Annotated in this window: 33 protein-coding genes; 29 read left to right on the forward strand and 4 right to left on the reverse strand. The window is 61.0% G+C overall.

All coding sequences use genetic code 11. The features are described 5' to 3' along the window. The first annotated feature begins 28 nt into the window (after positions 1 to 28). The 10 genes from CAK95_RS18960 (at position 29) to CAK95_RS19000 (ending at position 5,648) form a co-directional block, all read left to right on the forward strand. Positions 29 to 652 carry a cupin domain-containing protein gene (locus tag CAK95_RS18960; protein WP_245303455.1) on the forward strand — a complete coding sequence of 208 codons (624 nt, stop codon included), beginning with the start codon at positions 29 to 31 and terminating at the stop codon, positions 650 to 652. A gap of 18 nt (positions 653 to 670) precedes the next feature. Further along, positions 671 to 793 (forward strand): hypothetical protein, encoded by a 123-nt coding sequence (locus CAK95_RS30225; protein ID WP_280949824.1) that lies wholly within the window; start codon positions 671 to 673, stop codon positions 791 to 793. 99 nt (positions 794 to 892) lie between these two features. Then, positions 893 to 2,077, forward strand: coding sequence for a phage portal protein (locus CAK95_RS18965; protein WP_086089328.1), 1,185 nt, complete (start codon positions 893 to 895; stop codon positions 2,075 to 2,077). Between the two features lie 58 nt (positions 2,078 to 2,135). Next, positions 2,136 to 2,741: a hypothetical protein gene (locus CAK95_RS18970; protein WP_147413450.1), complete on the forward strand. Its 606-nt coding sequence runs from the start codon at positions 2,136 to 2,138 to the stop codon at positions 2,739 to 2,741. Further along, positions 2,734 to 3,183 (forward strand): hypothetical protein, encoded by a 450-nt coding sequence (locus CAK95_RS18975; protein WP_086089330.1) that lies wholly within the window; start codon positions 2,734 to 2,736, stop codon positions 3,181 to 3,183. The genes CAK95_RS18970 and CAK95_RS18975 overlap by 8 nt, the downstream gene beginning before the upstream one ends. Positions 3,184 to 3,237: 54 nt before the next feature. After that, positions 3,238 to 3,423, forward strand: coding sequence for a hypothetical protein (locus CAK95_RS18980; RefSeq protein WP_086089331.1), 186 nt, complete (start codon positions 3,238 to 3,240; stop codon positions 3,421 to 3,423). Continuing rightward, the gene (locus CAK95_RS18985; protein ID WP_086089332.1) at positions 3,423 to 3,611 is read left to right on the forward strand and encodes a hypothetical protein; all 189 of its coding nucleotides are present in this window, start codon (positions 3,423 to 3,425) and stop codon (positions 3,609 to 3,611) included. Before CAK95_RS18980 ends, CAK95_RS18985 begins: the two co-directional genes overlap by 1 nt. A 237-nt stretch (positions 3,612 to 3,848) precedes the next feature. Beyond that, complete coding sequence (locus tag CAK95_RS18990; protein WP_086089333.1) at positions 3,849 to 4,415, forward strand: HK97 family phage prohead protease; 567 nt, start codon at positions 3,849 to 3,851, stop codon at positions 4,413 to 4,415. 4 nt (positions 4,416 to 4,419) lie between these two features. Next, positions 4,420 to 5,280: a hypothetical protein gene (locus CAK95_RS18995; protein ID WP_086089334.1), complete on the forward strand. Its 861-nt coding sequence runs from the start codon at positions 4,420 to 4,422 to the stop codon at positions 5,278 to 5,280. Continuing rightward, positions 5,277 to 5,648, forward strand: a complete 372-nt coding sequence (locus CAK95_RS19000; protein WP_086089335.1) for a DUF2019 domain-containing protein — start codon at positions 5,277 to 5,279, stop codon at positions 5,646 to 5,648. Before CAK95_RS18995 ends, CAK95_RS19000 begins: the two co-directional genes overlap by 4 nt. Positions 5,649 to 5,936: 288 nt before the next feature. Here CAK95_RS19000 and CAK95_RS19005 read toward each other — a convergent pair whose 3' ends face one another. After that, positions 5,937 to 6,218, reverse strand: a complete 282-nt coding sequence (locus CAK95_RS19005; protein WP_086089336.1) for a hypothetical protein — start codon at positions 6,216 to 6,218, stop codon at positions 5,937 to 5,939. Between the two features lie 212 nt (positions 6,219 to 6,430). Between CAK95_RS19005 and CAK95_RS19010 the strand changes: the two genes are divergently transcribed. The 3 genes from CAK95_RS19010 (at position 6,431) to CAK95_RS19020 (ending at position 9,011) form a co-directional block, all read left to right on the forward strand. Next, positions 6,431 to 7,684 (forward strand): phage major capsid protein, encoded by a 1,254-nt coding sequence (locus tag CAK95_RS19010; RefSeq protein WP_086089337.1) that lies wholly within the window; start codon positions 6,431 to 6,433, stop codon positions 7,682 to 7,684. Between the two features lie 194 nt (positions 7,685 to 7,878). Further along, entirely contained in the window at positions 7,879 to 8,604 is a 726-nt protein-coding gene (locus tag CAK95_RS19015) for a hypothetical protein (RefSeq protein WP_086089338.1), read from the forward strand. 8 nt (positions 8,605 to 8,612) lie between these two features. Continuing rightward, positions 8,613 to 9,011 (forward strand): hypothetical protein, encoded by a 399-nt coding sequence (locus CAK95_RS19020; protein WP_086089339.1) that lies wholly within the window; start codon positions 8,613 to 8,615, stop codon positions 9,009 to 9,011. Between the two features lie 21 nt (positions 9,012 to 9,032). On the opposite strand, the gene CAK95_RS19025 is transcribed toward CAK95_RS19020, so the two are convergent. Further along, positions 9,033 to 9,788, reverse strand: a complete 756-nt coding sequence (locus CAK95_RS19025) for a S1 family peptidase (RefSeq protein WP_086089340.1) — start codon at positions 9,786 to 9,788, stop codon at positions 9,033 to 9,035. 150 nt (positions 9,789 to 9,938) lie between these two features. Here CAK95_RS19025 and CAK95_RS19030 point away from each other — a divergent pair, with 150 nt between their 5' ends. From CAK95_RS19030 to CAK95_RS19065, 8 genes are all read left to right on the forward strand, one after another. Then, entirely contained in the window at positions 9,939 to 10,907 is a 969-nt protein-coding gene (locus CAK95_RS19030) for an AEC family transporter (protein ID WP_086089341.1), read from the forward strand. Between the two features lie 258 nt (positions 10,908 to 11,165). Then, positions 11,166 to 11,741: a head-tail connector protein gene (locus CAK95_RS19035; RefSeq protein ID WP_086089342.1), complete on the forward strand. Its 576-nt coding sequence runs from the start codon at positions 11,166 to 11,168 to the stop codon at positions 11,739 to 11,741. Next, on the forward strand, positions 11,738 to 12,061 hold the full coding sequence (locus CAK95_RS19040) for a phage head closure protein (protein WP_086089343.1): 324 nt from the start codon (positions 11,738 to 11,740) through the stop codon (positions 12,059 to 12,061). The genes CAK95_RS19035 and CAK95_RS19040 overlap by 4 nt, the downstream gene beginning before the upstream one ends. A gap of 173 nt (positions 12,062 to 12,234) precedes the next feature. Beyond that, a complete protein-coding gene (locus CAK95_RS19045; protein WP_086089344.1) occupies positions 12,235 to 12,642 on the forward strand; it encodes a DUF3168 domain-containing protein in 408 nt (135 codons plus the stop codon). Between the two features lie 14 nt (positions 12,643 to 12,656). Beyond that, the gene (locus tag CAK95_RS19050) at positions 12,657 to 13,064 is read left to right on the forward strand and encodes a phage major tail protein, TP901-1 family (protein WP_086089345.1); all 408 of its coding nucleotides are present in this window, start codon (positions 12,657 to 12,659) and stop codon (positions 13,062 to 13,064) included. 121 nt (positions 13,065 to 13,185) lie between these two features. Continuing rightward, entirely contained in the window at positions 13,186 to 13,503 is a 318-nt protein-coding gene (locus CAK95_RS19055; protein WP_086089346.1) for a gene transfer agent family protein, read from the forward strand. Continuing rightward, on the forward strand, positions 13,500 to 13,730 hold the full coding sequence (locus CAK95_RS19060) for a rcc01693 family protein (RefSeq protein WP_086089347.1): 231 nt from the start codon (positions 13,500 to 13,502) through the stop codon (positions 13,728 to 13,730). Before CAK95_RS19055 ends, CAK95_RS19060 begins: the two co-directional genes overlap by 4 nt. After that, positions 13,699 to 14,274: a phage tail tape measure protein gene (locus CAK95_RS19065; protein ID WP_086089348.1), complete on the forward strand. Its 576-nt coding sequence runs from the start codon at positions 13,699 to 13,701 to the stop codon at positions 14,272 to 14,274. The genes CAK95_RS19060 and CAK95_RS19065 overlap by 32 nt, the downstream gene beginning before the upstream one ends. 9 nt (positions 14,275 to 14,283) lie before the next feature. Here the strand turns inward: CAK95_RS19065 and CAK95_RS19070 are convergent, their stop codons facing one another. Continuing rightward, positions 14,284 to 14,517, reverse strand: a complete 234-nt coding sequence (locus CAK95_RS19070; protein ID WP_086089349.1) for a hypothetical protein — start codon at positions 14,515 to 14,517, stop codon at positions 14,284 to 14,286. A 91-nt stretch (positions 14,518 to 14,608) separates the two neighbouring features. On the opposite strand from CAK95_RS19070, the gene CAK95_RS19075 reads away from it, so the two are divergent. The 4 genes from CAK95_RS19075 to CAK95_RS19090 all read left to right on the forward strand — a co-directional run bounded on the left by CAK95_RS19075 (position 14,609) and on the right by CAK95_RS19090 (position 20,671). Then, complete coding sequence (locus tag CAK95_RS19075) at positions 14,609 to 15,253, forward strand: DUF2460 domain-containing protein (protein ID WP_086089350.1); 645 nt, start codon at positions 14,609 to 14,611, stop codon at positions 15,251 to 15,253. 162 nt (positions 15,254 to 15,415) lie between these two features. Continuing rightward, on the forward strand, positions 15,416 to 16,312 hold the full coding sequence (locus tag CAK95_RS19080; RefSeq protein WP_086089351.1) for a DUF2163 domain-containing protein: 897 nt from the start codon (positions 15,416 to 15,418) through the stop codon (positions 16,310 to 16,312). A 4-nt stretch (positions 16,313 to 16,316) separates the two neighbouring features. Continuing rightward, complete coding sequence (locus tag CAK95_RS19085) at positions 16,317 to 16,784, forward strand: NlpC/P60 family protein (RefSeq protein ID WP_086089352.1); 468 nt, start codon at positions 16,317 to 16,319, stop codon at positions 16,782 to 16,784. Beyond that, positions 16,784 to 20,671, forward strand: coding sequence for a baseplate multidomain protein megatron (locus tag CAK95_RS19090; protein ID WP_086089353.1), 3,888 nt, complete (start codon positions 16,784 to 16,786; stop codon positions 20,669 to 20,671). Before CAK95_RS19085 ends, CAK95_RS19090 begins: the two co-directional genes overlap by 1 nt. A 2-nt stretch (positions 20,672 to 20,673) precedes the next feature. On the opposite strand, the gene CAK95_RS19095 is transcribed toward CAK95_RS19090, so the two are convergent. Beyond that, positions 20,674 to 21,141, reverse strand: a complete 468-nt coding sequence (locus CAK95_RS19095) for a hypothetical protein (protein WP_086089354.1) — start codon at positions 21,139 to 21,141, stop codon at positions 20,674 to 20,676. Positions 21,142 to 21,204: 63 nt separating this feature from the next. Between CAK95_RS19095 and CAK95_RS19100 the strand changes: the two genes are divergently transcribed. The 4 genes from CAK95_RS19100 (at position 21,205) to CAK95_RS19115 (ending at position 24,970) form a co-directional block, all read left to right on the forward strand. Continuing rightward, positions 21,205 to 22,650: a DUF2793 domain-containing protein gene (locus CAK95_RS19100; RefSeq protein WP_157699679.1), complete on the forward strand. Its 1,446-nt coding sequence runs from the start codon at positions 21,205 to 21,207 to the stop codon at positions 22,648 to 22,650. Between the two features lie 150 nt (positions 22,651 to 22,800). Continuing rightward, a complete protein-coding gene (locus CAK95_RS19105) occupies positions 22,801 to 23,619 on the forward strand; it encodes a metallophosphoesterase family protein (protein ID WP_086089356.1) in 819 nt (272 codons plus the stop codon). Continuing rightward, positions 23,604 to 24,371, forward strand: a complete 768-nt coding sequence (locus CAK95_RS19110) for a sulfotransferase (RefSeq protein WP_147413452.1) — start codon at positions 23,604 to 23,606, stop codon at positions 24,369 to 24,371. Before CAK95_RS19105 ends, CAK95_RS19110 begins: the two co-directional genes overlap by 16 nt. 23 nt (positions 24,372 to 24,394) lie before the next feature. Continuing rightward, a complete protein-coding gene (locus CAK95_RS19115) occupies positions 24,395 to 24,970 on the forward strand; it encodes a hypothetical protein (protein ID WP_086089358.1) in 576 nt (191 codons plus the stop codon). Positions 24,971 to 24,996 lie beyond the last annotated feature (26 nt).

The following is a 24,996-nucleotide window of genomic DNA, read 5'->3' on the forward strand; positions in this document are numbered from 1 at the left end:
CCGGCTTTGCGTTTTGCAGGAGAGGATCATGTCTGAACACTCAAGACGCGACGTGATGGTGGGCGCGGCGCTGGCGAGCGCCGCTTCGCTGACATCGTCGCAAGCGGGCGCGCAGGGGATGGGTTCTTCGATGCACAATGACATGACTTACGATGAGGTTCGCAAGCTTCTCAACCTCGAACCGAATGCGACCTGCGGCTATGTGCGCGTCACCTTCGTTTCGAAGCAACGGATTGCGCCGGGCGGATTGCCGGCGCCGTTCGAGAGCGGCCGGCCGGCCGGATCGGCGCTTTATTTCATGCTGACGCCGGAAGAGCCGGTGAAGCTGCATCGCATCCGCAACGATCAACTCTATCATTACTATCTTGGCGATCCGCTTGAGATCCTGATGATGATGACCGATGGCACGACGCAGCATCATATCGTCGGGCCCGATATTCGCGCGGGGCACAAGGTGCAGCTGTTCATTCCGGGCAACACGTTTCATACGGCGCGGGTGACCGGTTCGCGGCGCTGGTTTCTCGGCGGCTCCACCGAATGGCCCGGCGTCGAGCCGGCCGATGTCGAACTCGGCAAGATGGATGAACTCGCGGCGAAATATCCAAGTGTTGCCGAACAGATCCGAACCTGGCCATTACCGGCGAAGGGATGATTTGCGGAACATTATGGTGTGTCCCGCGTTGTCTCTCCGACTGAGGAAACGAACAAGGAGGGCAACATGCCGATCATCCTGTGGCTGCTTGGCGTGCCGCTGAGCGTGATTATCATTCTGGCATTGCTCGGCGTGTTCTGACGCGCATTATCATTGAAGCTTGAATTTGATGAAGGCCCGCTTCGCAGCGGGCCTTTTGCTTTGCGAATCTCTGGTGCCGATTTTCCTCGCGGAGAAGCCATGCCGTTCAATCTGAAAAATCCATTCCGCTCTGCAAAGTCCGCACCGGAAACCAAAGCGTCGCGCGCCGCACAGCTGATTGCGTTGCAGACGTCCGGCCGGGCGCGCTGGACGCCGCGCGATTATGCGGCGCTGACGCGTGAAGGCTATCTGAAGAATGCAGTGGTGCATCGCGCGGTGCGGCTGGTGGCCGAGAATGCGGCATCGGTGTCGTGGCTGCTTTATGACGGCGCCGCCGAACACGACACGCATCCGCTGCTCGATCTGATCGCGCAGCCCAACCCGCGGCAGGACGGTGCGGCGTTTCTCGAAAGCGTATTCGCGCATCTGCAGCTTGCCGGCAACGCCTATATCGAAGCGGTGACGCTGGACGGTGCGGTCCGCGAACTCCATGCATTGCGGCCGGACCGCATGCGTGTCGTGCCGGGCAGCGACGGCTGGCCGGACGCCTACGATTATCTGGTGGCCGGACGCAGCATGCGCTTCGAGCAGGCGCAGGCGCTGCCGCCGATTTTGCACCTGACGCATTTTCATCCGCTCGACGATCATTACGGCTTGTCGCCGCTGGAGGCGGCTGCGGTGGCGGTCGATACGCATAATGCCGCAGCAAGCTGGAACAAGGCGCTGCTCGACAATGCCGCGCGGCCGTCGGGTGCGCTGGTTTATTCCGGACCGGATGGTTCGATCCTGTCGGAGAACCAGTTCGATCGCTTGAAGCGCGAATTGGAAGACAATTATCAGGGCGCGGTGAATGCCGGCCGGCCGCTGCTCTTGGAAGGCGGGCTCGACTGGAAGGCAATGTCGCTGTCGCCGAAGGACATGGATTTCCTCGACGCCAAGCACAATGCCGCGCGCGAGATCGCGCTCGCTTTCGGCGTGCCGCCGATGCTGCTCGGCATTCCCGGCGACGCGACCTATGCCAATTATCAGGAAGCCAACCGCGCATTGTGGCGCGACACGATCCTGCCGCTGGCGTCGCGCGTCGGCGTGGCCTTGTCGCAATGGCTGGCGCCGGCTTATGGCGGGCAGGTGCGGCTTGCGATTGATAGCGATCGCATCGAGGCGCTGAACAACGACCGCGCCGCGCTGTGGGAGCGCATCACCGCCGCGCCGTTCCTGACGCTGAACGAGAAGCGGATCGCCGTGGGATATGCGCCGGTGGAGGGTGGGGACCAGTTCGGCTGAGCTGCTTCGAAGCGGGTGTTGTCCGGCCTCCTTTCAACTGATTTTCCAGGTCAATCACATGCTTAAAACAAACGATGCCTGGCTGGCGCGTGAAACGTGCCGCTGGATGCGGCCTGATGCGCACCGCTGGATGCGGCCTGATTTCAAACGCTTCCTCGCGCCAGGTGAACGCAAGGCAGGCTTTGATCCCGAACAGCCGCGCGACGAATGGGGGCGATGGACGGAGACCGGAGCGGAGGAAGATGAGGTCGCGGACTCCTTCGAGGAGTCACTCAGTTTTGATCTGCTGGATGAATTTAGTGATGCGCGGCGAAGCCGGGCAGATGGTCACCACTATGTGCCGCGCCAAATCTTCAAAGACGAGGGGCTTTCCGAAGAAGCCCGAAAGGTCTTCAGAGACGCGAAGACAGGACGATTGTATAATCCGCGGTTGAACCTGTTCGACGAAGAACATCGAGCATATAATGATGTTGTGGCTTCTCGGTTTGAGGAATTCCTGGCTCGCCACAGCGTCAAAAAATCGAAGATGACGACGGCTCAGGCGCAATCGTTTCTTGACGAGGTTCTTAGCTCGCGCGACCCGCGAATTCGCGACTTCAATCGGAGAATGAGGTTCAGGGAATTATTTTACAGGGTCCGGTACGGGATACGCGGCAATGAATAGGAAGTCAATTCCAGCGCCTGCCAATGATAACGAAGATGACGATGACGGCTACGTGCTGGATGAGCAGGAGGCTACGTGGGGGGTATTCTTCCGCAAGCTTCACGAGCTGTTGGGTCAGTTCGGGACACACGACTGGCGGGGCCGTGCAGACTTTCTGATCGTCGATGACAATTATGGATACTGGCGCTCGCATGTCGAGGTGCATCAGCTTCGAATGCTTCAGCCTCACATCGTTGCTGAAGTGCAGAAGCTGGTTGTTGGCCATCCTGAATGGACGATTGTTATGGCGGTCAGCGTACCAGGGACCGAGGGCCGCTGGCCGCCAATGGGACTTACGATACGAGCCCATGAAACCATCGATGGTCTCAAGCGTGATTACCTGCCTGAACCATATCGAAGCTATCGGTATGAGAACAGTAGGCCGGGAACCGGGTATGACTGAGGCCGTGTCTGGTTGCTGTTGAGCAGCGACGGCTTTTTTCTATGAGATCCCACCATGTCCGACCTGACCACCGTGTTCGCCGAACGCGGCGATCTTGCTCATCTGGCCCTGTTCCTGTGGGCGATGTCGGCGAGTGCCTTATTGATTTTCACATTGCGTGAGCTCGCGGCGGCGATGCGCCGCTTCGACGATTTCGTGCGCGAGCTCTCCCGTTTCAACAAGAAATTTGGAGGCCGTTGATGGATGAATTGCATTCCGTGCTGCGCTCGTTGCGTCCCGCACCGAAAACTGGACGCAATTCTGGGCGCGATCACCTGACTGTGTTCCGTGAATTTCTCAATCACCTCGACCGCATCGGCAAGGAAAACGCGACGCGCGATGTGAAAGCATTGCGCAAGCGGAATGGTCGCAAGCGTCCGAAGGGCTAACGCTTTTATCCTCCCATCGAACTCGGGTGTTCCCGAGTTCGATCTCTGTTCAGGAGCCAAAGTCGGAAGCATCCGACTTTGGCGAGGTCGGTGAGCATCGAACGTATGTGAGATGCGAGACGGGGTGGGGTGATAGCCCGCTCCGATTTCTACCTTGATCATTCACCCCACCCCGCATGCTGTCGCTTCGCTCCAGCCTGCGACCCTCCCCCTCCAGGGGAGGGTGGAGGACACGTCATGCTCGCACCCAATACCAACAATCCCGACATCGCCTTTCACCCGCGCGCGACCATCTTCCCCGACGGCAGCGTCGAAGGCTACGCCAGTTTGTTCGGCGAGATCGATCAGTCGCGCGACATGGTGATGCCCGGCGCCTTCACGCAATCGCTGAAGCTGCGCGGTGCGCGCCGTGTGCCGATGCTGTTTCAGCACGATCCGGCCGAGCCGATCGGCATCTGGCTCGATCTGCAGGAGGATTGGCGCGGCCTGCGCGTGCGCGGCAAGCTGATCCCCGACGTGGTGCGGGCGCGAGAACTGCTGGCGCTGCTCCGCGAAGGCACATCCGACGGCTTGTCGATCGGCTTCAAGACGGTGCAGGCGCGCGTCGATCCGAAGACGCGCGTGCGCAAGCTGCATCAGATCGATCTCTGGGAAATTTCCATCGTCACGTTTCCGCTCCTCCCCGGGGCGCGCGTCCGTGCGGTGAAGCAGGCGAGACGGACCTCTCTCGCTGCTCCTGCGCGGGCGCGCGAGACCGCGTTGACGCGGGAGGTGCGGGATCTGTTTCGCGGCGGATGGCGGTGACGCGATGCAATCACTGGCAGCAATCAGGTCGGAGCTGGTCCGGCTGAAATGGCATGTCGCGGCGTCACGCTTTCAGGTGGCGCTGCGACGGCATGCCTTGGCGCTGAAAGCCGGCTTCAATCCCGATCAGCCGCGCGTGCCGGCGGACAATGCGAATGGCGGGCAATGGACGAGCGGCGGTGCGGGCGGCGGCGGTGTGTCTGTCCGTTTTCCATTGGCGGTTGGCGATGACGCGGGTCTCGGTATCTTCGGCGAGGAAGGTGCCTTCGAAGATTTCTATGGATATGAGGACTTCATCGACTTTGGTGAGCTCGGCGTTTTTGACGATGATGGTCTTACCGATTTTTCGGATGCCCGTCGCCGGCCGCCGCTTCCGCCGATTGAGAATCCACTCGCCATCCCCAGCATCCCGCCGGAAGCGAGACAGCACATCAATCAGATCGCCCGCGAAGTCGCACGCAGTCCCTATCTGACGATCTATTACTTCACCACGATCACGGAGATTGCCGAGCATTGGCTCAACGAGCTTCATTGGGAAATCAAGGCCAATCAAGATCCGCCGAAGACGCTAGGTGAATTATACGAAGCGATGTCGCAGCCGGACAAAAGAGGTTATGATCGCCACCATATTGTCGAACAGACGGCTGCGCGTAACCAGGGCTTTCCGGACAGCCGGATCAATGGCCAGGACAATCTGGTGCTTATTCCGAGATATCGACACGAACAGATCAATTCGTGGTATCAAAGGCCGAATAAGGAATTTGATGGGCTAACGCCCCGCCAGTATCTGCAAGGAAAAAGCTGGGATGATCACAGGCGCGTCGGCCTCGATGCAATGCGGTTGTTTGGGATTCTCAAACCATGAAGCGCGTCAAACTCCGGAATCTTTCCGTAGAGCAACTCGTACAGCTTTTTGCCGACCTTTCTGTTCAGCAGGACATGGCAATGATGGCCATGCTCCAGGGAGACATCAACAAGCTGTATTGGAAAATCGAGGCTGTTGAGGATGAACTCAAGGCGCGACCTGGCGATCAGCGTTCGGCGCTTCTTCCTCTATATAATCACAAGAATATGCAAGTTCGTCTCAAAGCTGCGCATGCTACTCTTGCGCTTCAGCCCCAAACAGCACGAGCTCAACTCGAAGCCATAGCGGCCTCCGGTTGGCAGCCGCAAGCTGGAGACGCTGGCATGTCGTTGTTGAGCCTCGACCGGGGAATCTACAAGCCGAAATAGAGATGCTGGCAATCTCAGGCCGGTGACACCGGTATGTCGCCGCCGCGGAATCTGGAGCGTGCAGCCCCATAAGCGCAGTAGGCAAAAGGCTTTTAATCGCGAGCGCATCAACCATGACGCGCGTCCGTGCGGTAAGCAGGCGGGACAGGCCGCGCTGCCGCGCGGACGCGCAAGCCAGTGGCGACGGATGCCGCGGAGCCGTGGCGTGTACTCTATCAGCGTGCAGTATAAGCCTCTTGCCGGATGATCCGATCCTGCAAAAGCGCAGACTGGATCAACGGCCCTTCATCAGCAATCGGCGCATGTGTCCAGCGCCTCGCGCGATCCGGAATAGACAGAGGCCGGCGCATTGTACCAATAGTTGGAGTGTCGCGACGGCGCATAGGCGTAGGCTCCGTAATAGCTCGGATACCGTCGATAGCCACCATAGTATTGCACCGGCTGTACCCGCGAGGCTGTGGCTTCCGCCATCGCTCCGGCGCCAAATCGGGCTTGAGCGCTGTTGGGTGCGGAAATGGCGACAGCACCAAGGCTCGTCACAGCTGCGATAATCAGGAAAATTTTACGCATGACACATCCTTCATTGGTTTGACGCTCCACAGCCCCGACGACGAAGATGCGTTGACGACATAAAACGTTCCCAGATGCCCATGCGGTTGCATCACAATAAGGTGCTCGTCACCGCTTCAAGGTTCGGCGAATTTTAATCCAATCAACCGTGTCGCGCGCAGGGCTCCGCCCCGCGCGTTTTTTATGGCCTATTCACAAGGAGAAACCTCAATATGACCCTCGATATTCACGATCATCTCGAAACCAAGGCCGGCTTTTCGCCGGACGCTGCGGTGACGCATGGCGACATGATGCGCACTTTCGAGGCTTTCAAGTCCGCCAATGACGAGCGGCTCGATGCGATCGAACGGCGCTCGGCCGATGTGCTGCAGGAGGAGAAGGTGGCGCGGATCGATGCCGTGCTCGACAGCCAGGCGCGGCGCCTCGACGCGCTGACATTGAAAGCCGCGCGCCCGCAACTCGGCTTCGACCGCGCGATCAGCGCCGCATCGGAGCGCGAACACAAGAGCGCCTTTGAAGCCTATATCCGCGCCGGCGAAAGCGTAGGCTTGCGCACGCTCGAAGTGAAGGCGATGTCGATCGACGCGCCGGCCGATGGCGGCTATCTCGTTCCTGAAGAGCTTGAACGGGAGATCGGCAGGCGGCTCACCGCAATCTCGCCGATCCGCTCGATTGCCGCGGTGCGCGAGATTTCCGGCAACACTTACAAGAAGCCGTTCATGACAGCGGGGCCCGCCACCGGCTGGGTGGGTGAAACGGCGGCGCGGCCGCAGACCAATTCGCCGGTGCTCGATGAGCTCTCGTTTCCCGCCGCCGAACTTTACGCGATGCCGGCGGCCACCGGCGCGCTGCTCGAAGATGCTGCGGTCAATATTGACGAGTGGATCGCCAGCGAAGTGGAGCAGGTTTTCGCGGTGCAGGAGGGCGCCGCCTTCGTCAATGGTGACGGCGCCAACAAGCCGAAGGGCTTCCTGCAATATGACAAGGTGGCCGAAGGCTCATGGGCCTGGACCAAGGTCGGCTTCATCGAGACCGGCGTCGCTGGCGGCTTTCCGGACGAGGGCTCGGCGGATCCGCTGATCGATCTCGTCTATGCGCTGAAGGCGGGCTATCGCCAGAACGCGGCCTTCGTGATGAATCGCAAGACGCAGAGCGCGATCCGCAAGCTGAAGGATGTGGACGGCAATTATCTCTGGCAGCCGCCGGCGCAAGTCGGCGGGCGCGCGGGACTGCTCACATTCCCGGTGGTGGAAGCCGAAGACATGCCGGACATCGCGGCCGACAGCTATGCGATCGCGTTCGGCGATTTCAACCGCGGCTATCTCGTGGTCGATCGCCAGGGCGTGCGCGTCTTGCGCGATCCGTATTCGGCCAAGCCCTATGTCTTGTTCTATACGACCAAGCGTGTCGGCGGCGGCGTGCAGGACTTCGATGCGATCAAGCTGCTGAAGTTCTCGGGGGTGTGATGCGCTGAGCGCACAGCAGACTCCGTTCATTCCCGCGAAAGCGGGAATCCAGTTCTTGACTCTGGGTCCCCGCTTTCGCGGGGACGAACGGAGATGGATGGCTTTAGTGGCGAAGAGAATTCTTCGCATTGCGTCTTTACCAATGGTCTAACACAAGGCCGCCGTCACGGCGGCCTTTTCATTTTCAGACATCAATGAACCAATCTCATTCCGCCTGGCTGGCGCGCGAGCAGCGCCGCTGGCTGCGCAACGATGCGCATCGCTGGCTTCGGCCCGACCACACGCGCTTCGAGAAGCCGCAGCAGATCGAGCGCAAATACAATCCCGATCAGCCGCGCGTGCCTGCGGGGAATTCCGATGGCGGGCAGTGGACGAGTGGGGCGGGCACCGGGCTCACGCTGCCGTTCGATCTTCCAATTGATGCTCAGTTTCTACTTGAAGACTTCCTGGATCCCGACTGGTCTTTTGACTACGCCGAAGAGCTGCAGCTCGCTCAGCTCGAAGGCATTCTGGATGCTGATGGAAATCCGTACTATCGTTCTGGCGGCCATCACGAGATGCCACGAGGTGTCTACGGACAATGGAATTTGAGCGACGAAACACGTCGAGTCTTCGAGCGCTCAACGACCGGAACAATTCCCCGTATGCTTTTGCGCACCACGCCGGATGGTGTACCGCGAGGGCATTTCTGGAGCGGCAGAGATGGTCCCCATGGTCAATATAACGCGGCGATTAAAGAACTTGGAGATGCGTTTCTAAAGCGAAATCAGATTCGGCCGGATCAAATGACACCAGATCATGCACGGGCTATGCTGAGAGAGATAAGAGAATCCTCCGATCCTCGAATTCGTCAGTTTAACGATACTATGAGACTTTTAAGGCGCTTGTTTCCTCTGCGTGGTGGGCGCGGAACAGAATAGAGTGTACCATGAATGATGGCATTGATCCCGTTCAGGACCGGGAATGGCAGATCCTGCACGACCGGATCACGGAAACATTGGACCAGTTCGGCCGCAAGGATGCGTTCGGAAAGGGGGATTATTGGCTGGTGGATGATAATTGGGGATGGCGACGTCATCAGCTCGAAATCCAGAACCTGAATTTGATCAAGCCGCATGTCATCACGGCGTTGCAGAGAAATCTGTCAGGCTATCCGGAATGGTGCATTGCCGCCGGCGTCTATCCCGGATTGCAGGATTGGCCCGAGGCTGGGATGGGCCTGATCATTTATGACGATGAGGTTATCGATGAATTGCAGCGGCGCTATTTGCCGCCCGAGTTTCGCGACCTTCGCTACGAAGGCAGTCGCCGGGTTTTTGATCCCTGAATAGTAAGTGCCGCTGATCGTCTAATTAAGCGGACTGCCCAGCTTCCGCGCCGTCTCCGCGATCCAGGGATAATATAATGACAGCGGTGTCACGCCGGTGAGGCCGCCGCAGCCGGCCTGGTTGCCGGCGGCGGTGGACCAGCTCACGACGCCGATCACCTTTTGCTGGCCGTTGATATCGCGGAGGACTGGCCCGCCGGAATCCCCCGTGCAGGCGCCAAGGCCAGCGCGTTCGTTGCGTGTCGCCGGGTCCATCAAACGGATCTGCAATGTGCCGGGCTGGCCGGTGACCAGAAGCTGCGCGTTGCGCAGCGTGCCGCCGCTCTTGCCATTGCCGATTTGCGTGAGGCCATAACCGAGCACGGTGAAGCGGTCGTTCGGTGTGAACGAGAGCCGTTCGCCGTGAAGAGTGGCCGGCATGCCGGACACGACAGGCGACGCGAACTTGATCAGCGCGACATCGGCCGTCGCACGGTGATTGTCGAATGTCTTCTGGCTGAATTGCGGGTGCCGCGCGATGCTTTGCGTGTCGCGCAGGCGCGGCTGACGCTGCGCATCGAACGCGACCAGCTTGTAATCGGCGCCGGGCGGCACGCAATGCGCGGCCGTGAGCACAAGGTCGCGGGCGATGGCGATGCCGGTGCAGGAATTGCCGCGCGAGCCGACGATCATCACTGCCGCATGCGGGCCGGCAACAGGCTGCGCTCCGCCGACGAGCGCTGCGGCGGGTGTGATGCATGAGACGAGCAGGGCGGGGATGAGAAGGCGGGTGAGCATGGCCGTGGTTTGAAGCCTGATTGGGTGGACGCTGTCAATGCACGGCGGGGCTGGTCATCACAAATGTGACCATCCCGCCGGCGCGTGATAGGCTGCAGACGAACCTTCATTGTCCCAGCGCCGGGATTTTTTCGAGGCGACGGCGAATCGATGCTGGCCAGTTCATTTTCCGTTCTGTTGCCTGTCCTGTTCGTGCTTGTGCTCGGATACTGGGCGGGACGGGCGAAAAAATTCGACAAGGATCAGGTCAAAGGCATCAACGAGCTGGTGCTGGACTTCGCACTGCCGGCCGTCATGTTCGTCGGTATCGCCAAGACAACGACGAGCGAGGCCGTCCAGGAGCTTCCGTTTCTGTTCGCAATCTTTCTCGGCTTTCTGGGGTTTTATCTCGTCGTATTGTCGGTGAGTCTGTTTGTGTTGCGTCATTCGATCGGGGAAGCCGCGCTGCAGGCCAACGCGTTGAGCTTTCCGTCCGTGGCGTTCATGGGGATCCCGATCTTCAAAGGGCTGTTCGGCGATGCCGGCGTGCTTTCGGTCACGACGGCAACCGTCATCGCCAACCTGACCATCGCCCCGCTGACGGTTGTGTTGCTGGAAGTGCATTCGAAACGGTCGGCTGAGGCGCAACTCGCCAGTGCCGAAAGCGAGGCCGCGCGGCTGGCGCGGCAGGTGCGGGCCGCGCTCATGAACAGCCTGGCGCAACCGATGGTGTGGGCGCCCCTGAGCGCCATTGCTCTGCTGCTGTCGGGGCTTCGGGTGCCGGCGACGATCGACGACATGCTGACGTTGATCGGATCGACGACCTCGGGCGTCTCGCTGTTTGCCGCCGGACTCATCATTGCCGCGTACAAGATCAGAGTGACGCCCGAAGTCGCCGGCAATGTGCTGGTGAAGATGATTGCACAGCCGCTGTTTATGGCAGCGCTTGTTCTAATCCTTGCCGTGGACAATCCGCTCGGGCGGGAGGCTATTCTGATGTGCGCAATCCCGTCATCGGCGTTCTCGACGTTGCTCGCGCCGCGTTACGGCATCTACGAAAGCGAATCCGCATCGACCCTGGTTCTGGCAACGCTGGCCATGATCGTCGTCGTGCCGGCCGCGATTATCCTGACGGCTTAGCTGCTCCGGATTGCGAGGCCAGCATGCAAATGCACATCGCGCGGTGCGAAGCTGACTTCTGCCGCCTTTGTCAACCCATGCACGCGTATCCCGGACGCATTGCAGCGTGAAGCGCTGCGATGCTGATCCGAGACCCATTTTGCGATCCTTATAAGTTCCGGCTCTGCACCGCGTCATTGCATAGCGCGTTGAAGACGCGCGCGTGACGCGCTTATGCCGCGGCGCGTCCGGGACACGAGATCTGAGAAAGTTCAAACAATGTCCGCCATTCTCTTGACGCCGCCGGCGATCGAGCCGGTGACGCTTGCCGATGCCAAGCATTTTCTCCGCATTGAGCACGACGACGATGACGACGTGATCGCGGCTCTGATGGCCGCGGCGCGGGTGCATGTCGAAGCCAGGACACGCCGCGCGCTGATCACACAAACCTGGCGGTTGACGCGCGATGTGTGGCCTTCGGCCGGGGTGTTGCCGATCCTGCCGGTGCCGCTGCGTGCGGTCACGGCGATTGGCGTCTATCGCGACGACGGCCTGCTGCAGATGCTGGATGTCGATGGCTTTCATATCGATCCCGTGTCGGCGCCGGCCATGCTGATGGTCGAGCGCGGCGCTGTGCCGGCGCCGGGGAGAGTGTCGGGCGGCATCGAGATCGATATCGACGTGGGTTATGGCGACACGCCCGACGATGTGCCGGCGCCATTGCGCCAGGCGATCCGGCTGCTGGTCGCGCATTGGTATGAGAACCGGCGGCTTGTCGTGGCGAGCGGCGAGGTGGCGTCGATGCCGGTCTCGGTGTCGTCGCTGATCGCACCGTTCCGGGTGTTGTCGCTATGAGCGATCCGGGCAAGCTCAATCGGCGACTGGTGCTCGAAGCGCCGCTGGAAACAGACGACGGCGCAGGTGGCGTCATGCGCAGCTTCGGCGCCATCGCCACTTTGTGGGCGTCGGTCACGCCGGTCTCCGCGCATGAGGAGATCGAGGCTGCACGCCTCGGCGCGCGCGTCACGCATCGCATCGGCCTTCGCTTTTCGAGCGATATCACGACGCGGCATCGCTTTCGCGATGGCAGCGCGGTCTATCGCATCGTGTCGCTGCGCGATCGCGATGGCCGCAAGCGGTTTCTCGACATTGCCGCCGAGGAGAGAGTTGATTGAGTTTCACCCTCCCCTGGAGGGGGAGGGTCGGCGAAGCATCGAGCATGGCGAGATGCAAGCCGGGGTGGGGTGACTTGCTTAGTGTGTGGCGTTTCACCCCACCCCGCCTGCTTCGCTTCGCTCGTCAGGCGACCCTCCCCCTCCAGGGGAGGGTGAAGAATTCGGAGTCATTTATGTCCACAGCCACCGCCGCATTGCGCGCGGCGATTCACGATGCTTTGACGACCGATACCGCGCTGGCTGCCATTCTCGGCGGCGCCAAAGTCTACGACGAGCCGCCGCGCCATGCCGATTTTCCTTATGTGACGCTCGGCGAAGCGCGGGTCAGCGATTATTCCGCCGGCGACGAGACGCTGCAAGAGCATCAGCTCACCTTGCATGCCTGGTCGCGACAGGGCGGGCACAAGGAGGCGCATATGATTACCGGCGCGCTGCTGCAGGCGCTCGACGATGCGCCGCTTTCGCCCGACGGGCATCAGCTTATCAATCTCCGCTTCTCGCTCGCCGACATCCGGCGCGAAGCGGATGGACGAACCTATCACGCGCTGGTGCGCTTTCGCGCGGTCACCGAGCCGGCATAGATCAAGAGGACCATATGGCTGCACAAAAGGGCAAGGACCTGCTCATCAAGATGCATGACGGCACAGGCTTCGTCACGGTGGCGGGCCTGCGATCGCGGCGGATCGCTTTCAACGCCGAAACGGTCGACATCACGCACGCTGAATCCGCCGGGCGCTGGCGCGAATTGCTCGACGGGGCGGGGATCAAGCGCGCTGGCATTTCCGGGCGCGGGCTGTTCAAGGATGCCGCGACCGATGCGCTGATGCGGCAAACGTTTTTCGATGGTGCGGTGAAGAATTGCCAGGTGGTGATCCCTGATTTCGGGACGGTCGAAGGCGCCTTCCAGATCACCAACCTGGAATTTGCCGGTGAGCATAACGGCGAAGTCACTTATGAATTGGCGCTGGAGAGCGCGGGTGCGCTGAGCTTTGCTTCTTCGTAAACCCAAGCCATCACGGAAGTATCACCTCTCCCGCTCATTCCCGCGAAAGCGGGAATCCAGTCTTGTGACTCTGGGTCCCCGCCTTCGCGGGGACGAGCGGATTACAAAGGCATACACTTTTATGGCCCACAAATATCGCGGCGAAATCGATGCCGACATCGGCGAACGCAAGCGCACGTTGGTGCTGACGCTCGGGGCATTGGCGGAACTGGAATCGGCTTTCGGCGCGGAAGACCTTCCGGCTCTGGCCGAGCGTTTTGCGCAAGGGCGGCTGCGCTCGCACGATCTCATTCGCATCATCGGCGCGGGACTGCGCGGGGCAGGTGAGAGCGTGAACGACGACGACGTTGCGGGCATGAGCGTGCCGGGTGGCGCGCAAGGTTATGTCCGCATTGCCTCGGCCTTGATCGAGGCCACGTTCGGATCCGCCGACACATGACAATCAAACCGTTTTCCTGCAAGCCATTTCCCTGGGCCGACGCGATTGGTTTTGGTCTCGGTGTGCTGCGGCTCTCGGCGAAAGATTTCTGGGCGATGACACCGCGTGAACTGGCGCATGCGATCAACGCGGTGACAAGTGCGGTTTCGCCGATGCAGCGCGATGAACTCGACAACCTGATGACGAGATATCCCGATGGCCGAAAACATCACGCCACAGATCGATGAGGTCGGGCTGAGCAACGCGCTGGATCGGATCGATCTGCGCATCCTCGCTGCCCAGCGCAGCGCGGCGACTTTTGGCCGGCTCATGACCGATGCCTTCTCGCAAAGCGTCATCGGCGGCCGCAGCTTCGAAGACGTATTGAAATCGCTGACGCTGCGACTCTCGGATATGGCATTGAAAGCGGCATTCAAGCCGATCGAGACGGGTCTGGTTCGGGGTCTCGGACAGCTCTTCGGCTCGTCCACTCAGATGGCTGCCGCAGGAGGCGCCATCAAGCCGTTCGCCTCGGGAGGCATTATCGGCACGCCATCTTACTTTCCGCTGCGCGAAGGCGGCGTCGGTCTCGCTGGTGAGGCCGGCCCGGAAGCGATCATGCCGCTCACGCGCGGCGCAGATGGCAAGCTTGGGGTGATGGCCGCCGGTGGCGGGCGCGCCAATATCACGGTCAACATCTCGACGCCGGACGCCGATTCATTCCGGCGTTCGGAAATCTATCTCACGGGGCAGATCGCGCGTGCGGTGGCGCGCGGACAGCGCGGACTTTAATAGCCGGTATTAAAGGCGATCGCGCAATCCGGTGACGCCCTTGTGCTCGGCGCAGTGATCGCAGCAGAAATATGTGCCGTCTTTTTCCATGCCGTGGCCGACGATCCGGATGCCGCAATTCGCGCAGGTCGGTGCCAGGGCATGGATCGCGCATTCGAAACTGTCATAGGTGTGGCTGGTGCCATTCTTCGTGACATGGATGGGCTTGTCATAGTCATTGCCGCAGGTTTCGCAGGTGGCCATCGCTCTCTCCTGTGGGGCTCGGACCTATCTAAAATCGCGAAACCGCTCCCGGTTCCCGAACGACCCTGCCGTTATTGCCGAAGGAGCCATCATGGCGCCAGCGTTCCACGACATTCTGTTCCCGCTCGATATCGCGCTGAACAGCGCCGGCGGGCCGGAACGGCGCACGGAAATCGTCGCGCTCGGCTCAGGGCGAGAGGAGCGCAATGCCCGCTGGGCGCATTCGCGGCGGCGTTACGACGCGGGTTACGGCGTCAAGTCTTTCGACGCCTTGAGTGAGGTCATCGCTTTTTTCGAGGAACGTCGCGGCATGCTGCATGGCTTTCGCTGGCGCGACCGGCTCGATCATTCCTCGGCGGCGCCAGGCCTCGCGGTGACGCCGCTCGATCAGGCGATCGGGATTGGTGACGGCGAACGCACCGGCTTTTCGTTGATCAAGACATATGGCGGCACATTCGCGCCCTACGCCCGGCCGATTGTGAAGCCGGTGAGTGGCAGTGTGCGTGTTGCGGTCAATGGTGACGAAGCTGGCGAGGGTGTCGATTTTTCCTGTGACGTGACGACAGGCGTTGTGACGTTTCTCGATGGTCATGTACCCGGTGAGGGCGCGGCGATCAGCGCCGGCTTTTTGTTCGACGTGCCGGTTCGGTTCGACACCGATTATCTGGAGGTCGATCTGTCAGCATTCGCGGCAGGTGCGATTCCGAAAATTCCGCTTGTTGAGATCAGACTTTAGCTTTCACCCTCCCCTGGAGGGGGAGGGTCGTCGCGAGTGAAACGAGCGGCGGGGTGGGGTGACTTCTTTGATCGAAGGGCCTTTCACCCCACCCCGGCTCGCATCTCGCTATCGCTCAATGCTTGCCGACCCTCCCCCTCCAGGGGAGGGGGAAGGACAACAATGCGCAACATCTCTCCCGCCTTTCAGGCAAAACTCGACGCCGGCGCCACCACATTGTGCCGCTGCTGGATTCTCACCCGGCGCGATGGCGTGGTGCAGGGCTTCACCGACCACGATCAGACTGTCATCGTGAATGGCGTGAGCTGCCGCGCTGATACGGGCTTCACGGGGTCAGAGGCGGTGGCTCGGCTCGGCCTCTCGGTTGATGGCGTGGAAGTATCCGGCGCGCTGTCGGATGATTCACTGAACGAGTCAGCGCTGGCGGCCGGCCACTACGATGCGGCGCAGGTCGACATGTATATTGTCGACTGGAGCGAGCCAGCCCTGAATGTGCTGATGACACGCGGCCATATCGGCGAGGTGCGGCGGGAAGGCGCGGCCTTCGCGGCGGAACTGCGCGGGCTTGCAGACACGCTCGCGCATGAGACCGGACGGCTGTACACCGCGGCCTGCAGCGCCGACCTTGGCGACACGCGTTGCAAGATCGATCTCGATGACCCGTTGTATCGCGGTGAGGGAAGCATCGTCGCGCCGCGAGGCGTGTCGGCTTTCACGGTCTCCGGCCTGGATGATTTTGACGTTGGCTGGTTCACCGCCGGGCGGCTGACATTCACGAGCGGCGCGAATGGCGGCAGTGCCATGGAAGTGAAGCGCCATTATATCGCGAGTGACAACGTCGTCATCGAGCTGTGGCAGGCGATGGCGGAGCCGATTGCACCCGAAGATACGTTTATCGTCACCGCGGGATGCGACAAGCGCTTTGCCACCTGCCGCGACCGCTTCAACAATGCGCTGAATTTTCGTGGCTTTCCGCATATTCCGGGCAACGATTTCATCGTGCGCTATGCCATTGACGGCGAGCCGGGGCACGACGGCAAAAGCCTGAGCGGCGACTAATACCATGCACATCACTCCATCGGACATCGTCGCGCAGGCGCGCGCGTGGATTGGCACGCCGTATCAGCATCAGGCTTCGCTGAAAGGCATTGGCTGCGATTGCCTTGGCCTCGTGCGCGGCGTGTGGCGCGCACTGTATGGCGAAGAGCCGGAGCGCGTACCGGCCTATTCGCGCGACTGGGCGGAGGCCTCGCACTTTGAATCGCTGGCGGAGGCGGGGACACGTCATCTCATCGCCGTATCGCTCAAGGCTATGACAGCGGGCGATGTCGTGCTGTTTCGCTGGCGTAGCGGCATGGTTGCCAAGCATGCCGCGATCCTGACCGGCGACGGCACGATGATCCATGCCCATGACGGCGCGGCTGTCGCCGAAGTGGCATTCGCCCCATGGTGGCGCCGCCGCGTCGGCTATGCGTTCCGGTTTCCGGGAGTGCAAGAATCTGGAGTGCAAGAATCTGGAGTGAATGAGTAATGGCATCACTCGTTCTGTCCACCGCAGGCGGTGCCGCCGGCGGCGCATTGTTCGGCACCGTCGGCGCGATGGCGGGGCGGCTCGCTGGCGCTGTGGCCGGCAGCCTGATCGACCAATCGCTGTTCGGTAGCAGCGGCACCCAGCAAACGCGCGAAGGGCCGCGGCTGCGCGATCTCGACGTGATGGTGTCGACTGAAGGCGCGCCGATTCAGCGCGTGTATGGCCGTGCACGCATTGCCGGTCAGGTGATCTGGGCAACGGCGCTGCAGGAAGCGATCGACACCCGCACCGAAACGACAGGCGGCGGAGGCGGAAAGGGCGGCGGCGGAAGCGCGGCGTCTCAGCCGGTGACCACCAAGACGACAACCTATTCCTATTATGCCAACATCGCCGTCGGCCTTTGCGAAGGCCCGATCGGTCATGTCGCGCGCGTGTTTGCCGACGGCAAGCTGCTGGACCTCAAACGCATCAACTATCGTGTGTATCGCGGCGATGATGATCAGCCCGCCGATCCGCTGATCGTTGCGAAGGAAGGCGCGGACAATGCGCCGGCGTATCGCGGCCTCGCTTATATCGTGTTCGAGCGGTTGCCGGTCGCGCAATTCGGCAATCGCATTCCGCAATTGTCGTTCGAGGTCATGCGTCCGGTCGGTGCACTGGAGCAGCAGATCCGCGCGGTGACCTTGATCCCGGGTGCGACGGAGTTTGGCTACGAGCCATCCACTGTCGTTCGTGTCATGGGCAAGGGCAAGTCGGCGCCGGAGAACCGTCATGTGTCCTATGCGGATTCCGATGTCGTTGCGTCGCTCGATGAATTACAGGCGACGTGTCCCAATCTCGAGCGGGTCGCGATCGTCGTGACCTGGTTCGGCAACGATCTGCGCGCCGGCGAGTGCCGCATCAGACCGGGCATCGACAATCGCGAAAAGGAGACGCATGGCGCGACATGGTCCGTTGCCGGGGTGAATCGCAATAATGCCTATCGCGTGTCCGTAGTCGACGATCGTCCGGCCTTTGGCGGCACGCCGTCCGACGCCAGCGTGCGGCATCTCATTGAGGAGCTGAAGAGCCGCGGGCTCAAGGTGACGCTTTATCCCTTCGTGATGATGGATGTGCCGCCGGATAATGCGTTGCCCGATCCGTGGACTGGCGAGGCGCCGCAGCCGGCATTTCCGTGGCGTGGCGAGATCACCTGTTTCCCTGCGCCCGGCGTGGAGGGGTCACCGGACGGCACCAGCGCAGCCGGTGCGCAAGTCGATGCTTTCTTCGATGCGGGGGGCGGGGCCGGCTGGAATCATCGCCGCTTCATCCTGCATTACGCGACGCTGGCGAAAGAGGCCGGCGGCGTCGATGCCTTTCTCATCGGCTCGGAGATGAAGAGCCTGACGCGCGTGCGTGCGGCTTCCGGTGTGTATCCGGCGGTTGGTCAATTCGTCGCGCTGGCGTCCGATGTGAAGGAGATTCTCGGCAACGACACCGTCGTCACCTATGCCGCCGACTGGACCGAATACGGTGCGCATGTGGTCGATGCCGGGGCGAACGAAGTCCGCTTTCCGCTCGACCCGTTATGGGCGTCGCCGGATATCGATGCAATCGGTATCGATTATTATCCGCCGCTGTCGGATTGGCGCGATACCCCCGATCATGCCGACCGCGCCTTGGCCGATACGATCCATGATCGCGAGTATCTCGCGGCCAATGTGAATGGCGGGGAGGCGTTCGATTTCTATTATGCGGATGCCGCCGCGCGAGCCACGCAAACGCGCACGCCGATCACCGACGGGCTCGGCAAGCCCTGGATCTATCGGCAGAAAGACATCTGGAATTTCTGGTCGCAGCCGCATCATGAGCGCGTCGGTGGGGTGGAGCTCGGCAGCGCGACGGCATGGGTGCCGCAATCGAAACCGATCTGGCTGACCGAAACCGGATGCTCGGCGGTGGACAAGGGCTCGAACCAGCCGAGCGTGTTTCCCGATGCGAAGTCATCGGTCGGCGGCTTTCCTCACTTTTCGAACAAACGCCGCGACGATCTGATCCAGCGGCGCTTTCTCGAAGCGGTGCTGGGCGTCTTCGCCGACGAGAGCGACCTCAATCCGGTGTCACCTTTATACGGTGGCCGAATGGTCGATCCGTCCGGTATCCATATCTGGACCTGGGACGCGCGGCCCTATCCGATTTTCCCAGCGGTCACCGACGTGTGGAGCGATGGACCAAACTGGGAAACCGGTCATTGGCTCACCGGCCGGCTGGGGGCGTCCAATATGGAAGGGCTGATGTCGGCCATCCTGTCCGATGCCGGCGTCGTTTCTTGCGATGTCAGTGCGCTCGGCGAAGGACCGGATGGTTACGTCATCGACCGGCCGATGAGCGCCCGCGCCGCGATCGAGCCTTTGGCGCAAGTTTACGCGTTCGATGCGGCCGAGGAGGACGGTCAACTCGTTTTTCGCCCGCGCGGCGGCGTGCCGGTGATCGAACTCGCGGAAAGTGATTGCGTGCTCGGAGACAAGGGGGCGCCGCTGCGCCTTCTGCGCGCGCAGGAAACCGAATTGCCGCGTGCGGTGGCGCTCGGCTTTACCGACTTACAGAACGATTATCGGCGATCGGCGGCCACATCGCGGCGGCTGGTCGGCGGATCGTCGCGATTGACACAGAACGATCTTGCTATCGTCACCAACGGTGTGTCGGCCGAGCGCCGCGCGGACATCTGGCTGCAGGACGTCTGGGCCGGTCGGGAGAGTGCCAACTTCGCCTTGCCGCCAAGTCTGCTGTCGCTTTCGCCGGGTGACGTGATCGCGCTGACGGTCGATGGCCGGCGGCGCTTGCTCGAGGTGAGCGAGATCGTCGATACGCAATCGCGTGCGGTGAAGGCGCGCTCGATCGATCCTGAAATCTTCAACCTGCCATTGGCGCCGGCCAGCGTAACCGCGCCTTCGGTGCCGCCGGCCATCGGCCCGGTGGAAGTTCGATTGCTCGATCTGCCATCGTTCAATGGCGAAGAGCCTGTCGTGCTGACGCGGGCGGCGATCTTTGCCGATCCGTGGCCCGGTCCCGTTGCGATCTGGCGCTCACGCGATGGCGCGTCCTATGAGCAAGTCGCTACCGCTGTGGCGCCGGCGATTGTCGGCGAGATGATCGATCCCTTGCCGCGCGGCCCTCTCGGGTGTTTCGACGATGCAAACCGCGTTCGCGTGCAGCTCTTTGGCGGTGTCCTGGCGTCGGTGTCGGACCAGACGTTGCTGGGCGGTGCGAACCTTGCCGCGTTGCAGGGGCCGACTGGCGCATACGAGATCTTTCAGTTTGCCAATGCCGAACTGGTTGGCAACGGCACTTACGAATTATCGCGGCTATTGCGCGGGCAGGGTGGCAGCGAATGGTCCATGGCCGACCTGCTGGAAGAGGGCGCGACCTTTGTCTTGCTCGATCAGCAACTTGTGCCGGTGGCGCGCGGTCTCGAAATGCTCGGCCGTCCGCTCTCGCTCCGGATTGGCGCGGCCAGCCGCGATCATGGCGATATCGCCGCAGTGACAGCGGAGGCAACGCCACAGGCGATTGCCTTGCGTCCTTATGCCCCTGTGCATCTGCGGGCGACGCGCGGCGCGGACGGCATCACGCTGTCGTGGATCCGGCGGACGCGGGTGAGCGGCGATTCCTGGGAAACGCTCGATGTGCCGCTTGGTGAGGATGGGGAGCGCTACGAGATTGACATTCTTGACGGCGATGTCGTGAAGCGTGTGCTGCAATCGGCGACGACGAGCGTCACGTATTCAAGCGATGACGAGATTGACGATTTCGGCGGCGCTCTCGATACGATCTCGGTACGGATCGCGCAGATGTCTGCGACCGTGGGACGTGGTGTTGCGACAGAGGTGGCTCTTGCGGTGGCGTGACCTCAGGGCCCCACGTGCCAGTCCCCGGCCTTGCTTTCTTCAGCAGCGACATCGGCGGCAATGGTGTCCCAGTCAAGGCTTTCGGCTTGCATGCGCGCCTTGGTCACGATCTCGATAAATGGCCGGATGCCCCACCTGATGAATTCGATATAGGTGCCGTCCCTCATCGTGACCCTGAATTTGCGGACGAGGAGCCACGAGGTATTTCTCACGTCGAGGATCGCAGGTAGAAAAATCGAAAAGACGGGCGTCGGCCGCTCGGTCGGTTTGAACACGAGCCGGTAGTTGGTCAGATGCAGCACGCCCAGTACCCTTTCCGGCGCCGATGACCCCATCACCCAGGGCTTCCCGCCAGTGCTGCCGATGTTCGGATAGCGCGGCAGCAATGCGTTGGCGCCGACACTTCTGATCAGCGTTTCGCCCGGAAAACGATTGTCCGGTGTGAGCGCGACCGCGCTGAATACGTCCATCGTCCTTGCCTCGCCTCCATCATGCGCAGAGCGCGCCAAGCCCTGTTCCATACCGAGAAAAATATGACCAATTCATTGCATCTGGCGTTGCCTTATATCGCAGCCGCGCAGGCACAAAAGCACGTCACGCACAACGAGGCACTGCGCATTCTCGACGCCCTCGTGATGCTGGCGGTTGACGACCGCGACTTGTCGTCGCCTCCCGGCGCGCCGGCGGAAGGTTCGCGATATCTGGTGAAGCCCGCCGGAAGTGGTGGCTTTGCCGGGAAGGACAACCAGATTGCGCATTTTCGCGACGGCGCCTTTGCTTTTTTCGCGCCGCAGCCCGGCTGGATTGCCTATGTGATCGACGAGGGCGTAACGCTTGTTTTTGACGGCAGCAACTGGGTGCCGCTGCTGGGCGCGGCGCCACAATTGCAGAATGTGTCTCGCCTGGGATTAGCCGCGACTGCCGATGCCATCAATCCATTGTCGGCGCGTCTCAACAGCGCGTTGTTTGCGGCGAAAACGGTGGCCGATGGCGGCAACGGCGATCTGCGCTACACGCTCTCCAAGGAAAGCGTCGCCAAAACCCTCTCTCTTTTGTTTCAGAATGATTTCTATAGCCGCGCCGAGATTGGCTTGACCGGCGACGACGATTTTCATGTCAAGGTGTCTGATGACGGTGCGACCTGGCGCGAGGGCATCGTGGTCGCGTCTGACACGGGGAAGGTGAGTTTTCCGCAAGGCGCCGTCGGCATTCGTGAGAAGCTGACAGCGGCTCGCACTTATTATGTGCGAACCGACGGGAGCGATGCCAACGATGGTCTGGTCAACAGCGCAGGAGGCGCTTTTCTCACCATCCAAAAGGCGATCGATATTGTTTTTGGAACGCTCGATCTCGATGCCTTCAATGCTACGATCCAGCTTGGCGACGGCACCTATACCGTCGGCGGCAATGCTACGGCGCCGCGGCTCGGCACCGGCACAGTGACCATTCAGGGCAATGCGACGCATCCTCAGAATGTGATTGTGAATGCGTCTTCGGTCGGCTGTTTTCGCGCGGCATCAGGAGCGTCCCTGATCGTCAAGGATATGGAATTGCGGACGACAGGCGGGACCAATTGTCTGGTCGCCAGCGTCGGCGGGTTCATGCAATTCGGCAATGTCCGGTTTGGGACCAGCGGATCCTCTCATATGCGGGCGGAGATCGGCGGGCTGGTGGAGGCGATCGGGAATTATTCCATCGTCGGCAATGCCGGATCTCATATCAATATGGGTCTTTGCGGAGTTGTTCGGATCTCCGGTCGGACGGTCATGCAGATCGGTAACCCCACCTTCAGCGGCGCCTTTGTGCTGGGAACGACAGCAGGGATGGCGGTGCTGAACGGAAATACCTTCACCGGTGCGGCAAACGGGAAACGCTACGACGTGACCCTGAATGCCGGGGTCAATGTGACGGGCGCCGGAGTCAATTATCTGCCAGGCGACGCCGCCGGAACGACGGCAACGGGCGGGCAATATGGATAATCCATAGCGGCTGCCGACTTATGTATTCCATTGTGCCCTCGTTTCGCGCAGACTTGCTGTCTGTAGCTTGGCTAAAGAGTCGCTGGCGATTTTTGGCGGTTGTTTATTTCGGCGGTGTCTTCGCAGCATGCGGGAGATCCATTTCCGTCTATGACCAAGTCTCTCCGTATTCTCATCGTGTCCGATGTTCACCACAGATATGTCGATGCGCGGCCGAAGCTCTGCTCACAGGGGCTACAGCTTCTCGAACCTGTCGTTTCACAGACGATGGCTGGTGAATACGATCTTCTAGTCGACCTTGGGGACCGGATTGAAGATCTAGGACCTGAAGAAGATATCGGGCTGGCCAAGGATATCGCCGCAGTCTTCATGCAGGCCCGCGTGCCACGCGTCCACCTGATGGGAAACCACGACAGCTATTTCCTGACGGCTCAGCACTGGTCCGACATCCTGCAGACAGAGATCGGATCAAAGATCATGGAGATCGCTGGTTACCGGCTGATCTTCTTCTGTCCCGATGTGGATAACCAGCGTGGACGTCACGATTACAATCTGGCGCCGTCCGAACTGGAATGGCTGTCCGGTGCGTTGCAATCGCCATTACCGAGCATCGTTTTTTCGCATGTGCCGCTGCTGGCCGGACCGTTATTCGGAAATTACTATTTCGAAGGCAAGCGCGGCCGTGCGGAGTTTCTCAATGCCGCCGAAGCCCGGATGATGCTGTCCAACAGCAACGCGATTTTGTCGCTGTCTGGCCATGTGCACTGGAATACCTGGCATAGTCTCGACGGTGTTCACTATGTGACGCTTCAATCGCTGACGGAAAGCTTCACCACTCATCCTTTGCCCGCAGGGGCAAACACCGTGCTGGAGATTGGCGAGGACATTTCAATCGATGTCGGAGGTCTTGACCGCATGCAACTGCGTCAGCGGCTTCGGAGGAGCGGACGTCAGTGGTTGAAGCGCTGACGAGTGCCCATGCCGTCATTCTCGGCTGCGGCCGCAGCGGCACGTCGATTTTCGGCGAGTTGTTCGAGAGCCTGCCGTCATATCGAGGCCGCTATCGTTTCGAGCCGGCTTTCGATGACCTGCGAACGATCGATTTCAAGGCCGGCCCCGTCGCGATCAAAGTGCCCAAGCGGTCGTCCGGGGAGAGGATGACCCCGGGTTTGCCATTCCTCTTGGAGGATTTGCTGGCAATTGTGCCGGAGCCGCGTGTCATCTTTTGGCAGGTCCGCCATCCGCTGGATGCCATCTGCTCGCTTCGGCCAGGCATTACGGCCGACTGGTCGCATAACCCGAAACCGCCGGACTGGATGGAGTGGCAGAAGCGTCCCGTCATTATGCAATGCGCGCGACACTGGCAGCATATCAATGAGACCGGCTATCGTGCAGTCAGGGATATTGCAGCAGTGATGCATTACGAAGATCTGGTCTGCGATCCGCATTATTTCGCAAGGCAGGTTTGCGACAAGGCGGGCATCGATATGATCGATCATGCGGAGGGCATTGAGGCCTGGGCCGCGCGTGTCGGCAATGCCAAGTCGCCGGACAGCTATGAAGCCAAGCGTCAGACGCATTGGTCGCGGCAGGATCATACGACGCGCGTCGAACGCTGGCGGGAAAACATGTCGCCGGAGGATGTCGAGATGGTGCGTCCGGTCGTCGAGACGGCGGCAAGGCTTCACGGCTATGACTTGCCGGAGCGGGTTTCAGCATAGGCAGGAGAGGCTGTTACGATCCAATGACAATATTACATGACGACGCGCCGCTGCGCGTCTTTCTCATTCGAGGGCTGGCCGGTGGCCGGCCCTTTTTCTTTTCCGGGGGCATGGATGGGCTTGCGCGCAAGCTGAAAGCAGCCGGTGTTGCTGCCAGCGTTCACGAGCAGGGCTCGTTCCTCCGGCCTTATGGCGAAGTCGGGGTAATTGCGACAACGGCTGTGGCGGCTGCACGCGATGGCAAGCGACCGATCCTGATCGGGCACTCGATGGGCGCCGATGCGGCGCTGAAAGTTGCGACGAAGTTATCAAGTGAGCGCATCGCCGTGCCGCTGGTCGTGTGTTTCGATCCGACCAGCTTTCGTGTGTTGTTTGGCCCGCCGCCGGTGCCGGCGAATGTCGCGCGAGCGCTCTGCTTTTATCAGAAGATCAGTCCGCTTGGACGCGGCGTCCTCAAAGTAGCGCCCGGCTTCAAGGGCGTCTTGATCCAGGAGCAAGTTGCCACTTTTCATAGCGCAATCGATGACGACCCCGTGTTACAGCAGCGGGTGATGGATGAAATTCAGCAATTGTCATTGTTGCGACAGTCCGTCGCGTGATGGAGATCATTCCGTTATCGGCGTGT

The sequence above is a fragment of the Pseudorhodoplanes sinuspersici genome, from assembly GCF_002119765.1.
GTDB classification, from domain to species: domain Bacteria; phylum Pseudomonadota; class Alphaproteobacteria; order Rhizobiales; family Xanthobacteraceae; genus Pseudorhodoplanes; species Pseudorhodoplanes sinuspersici.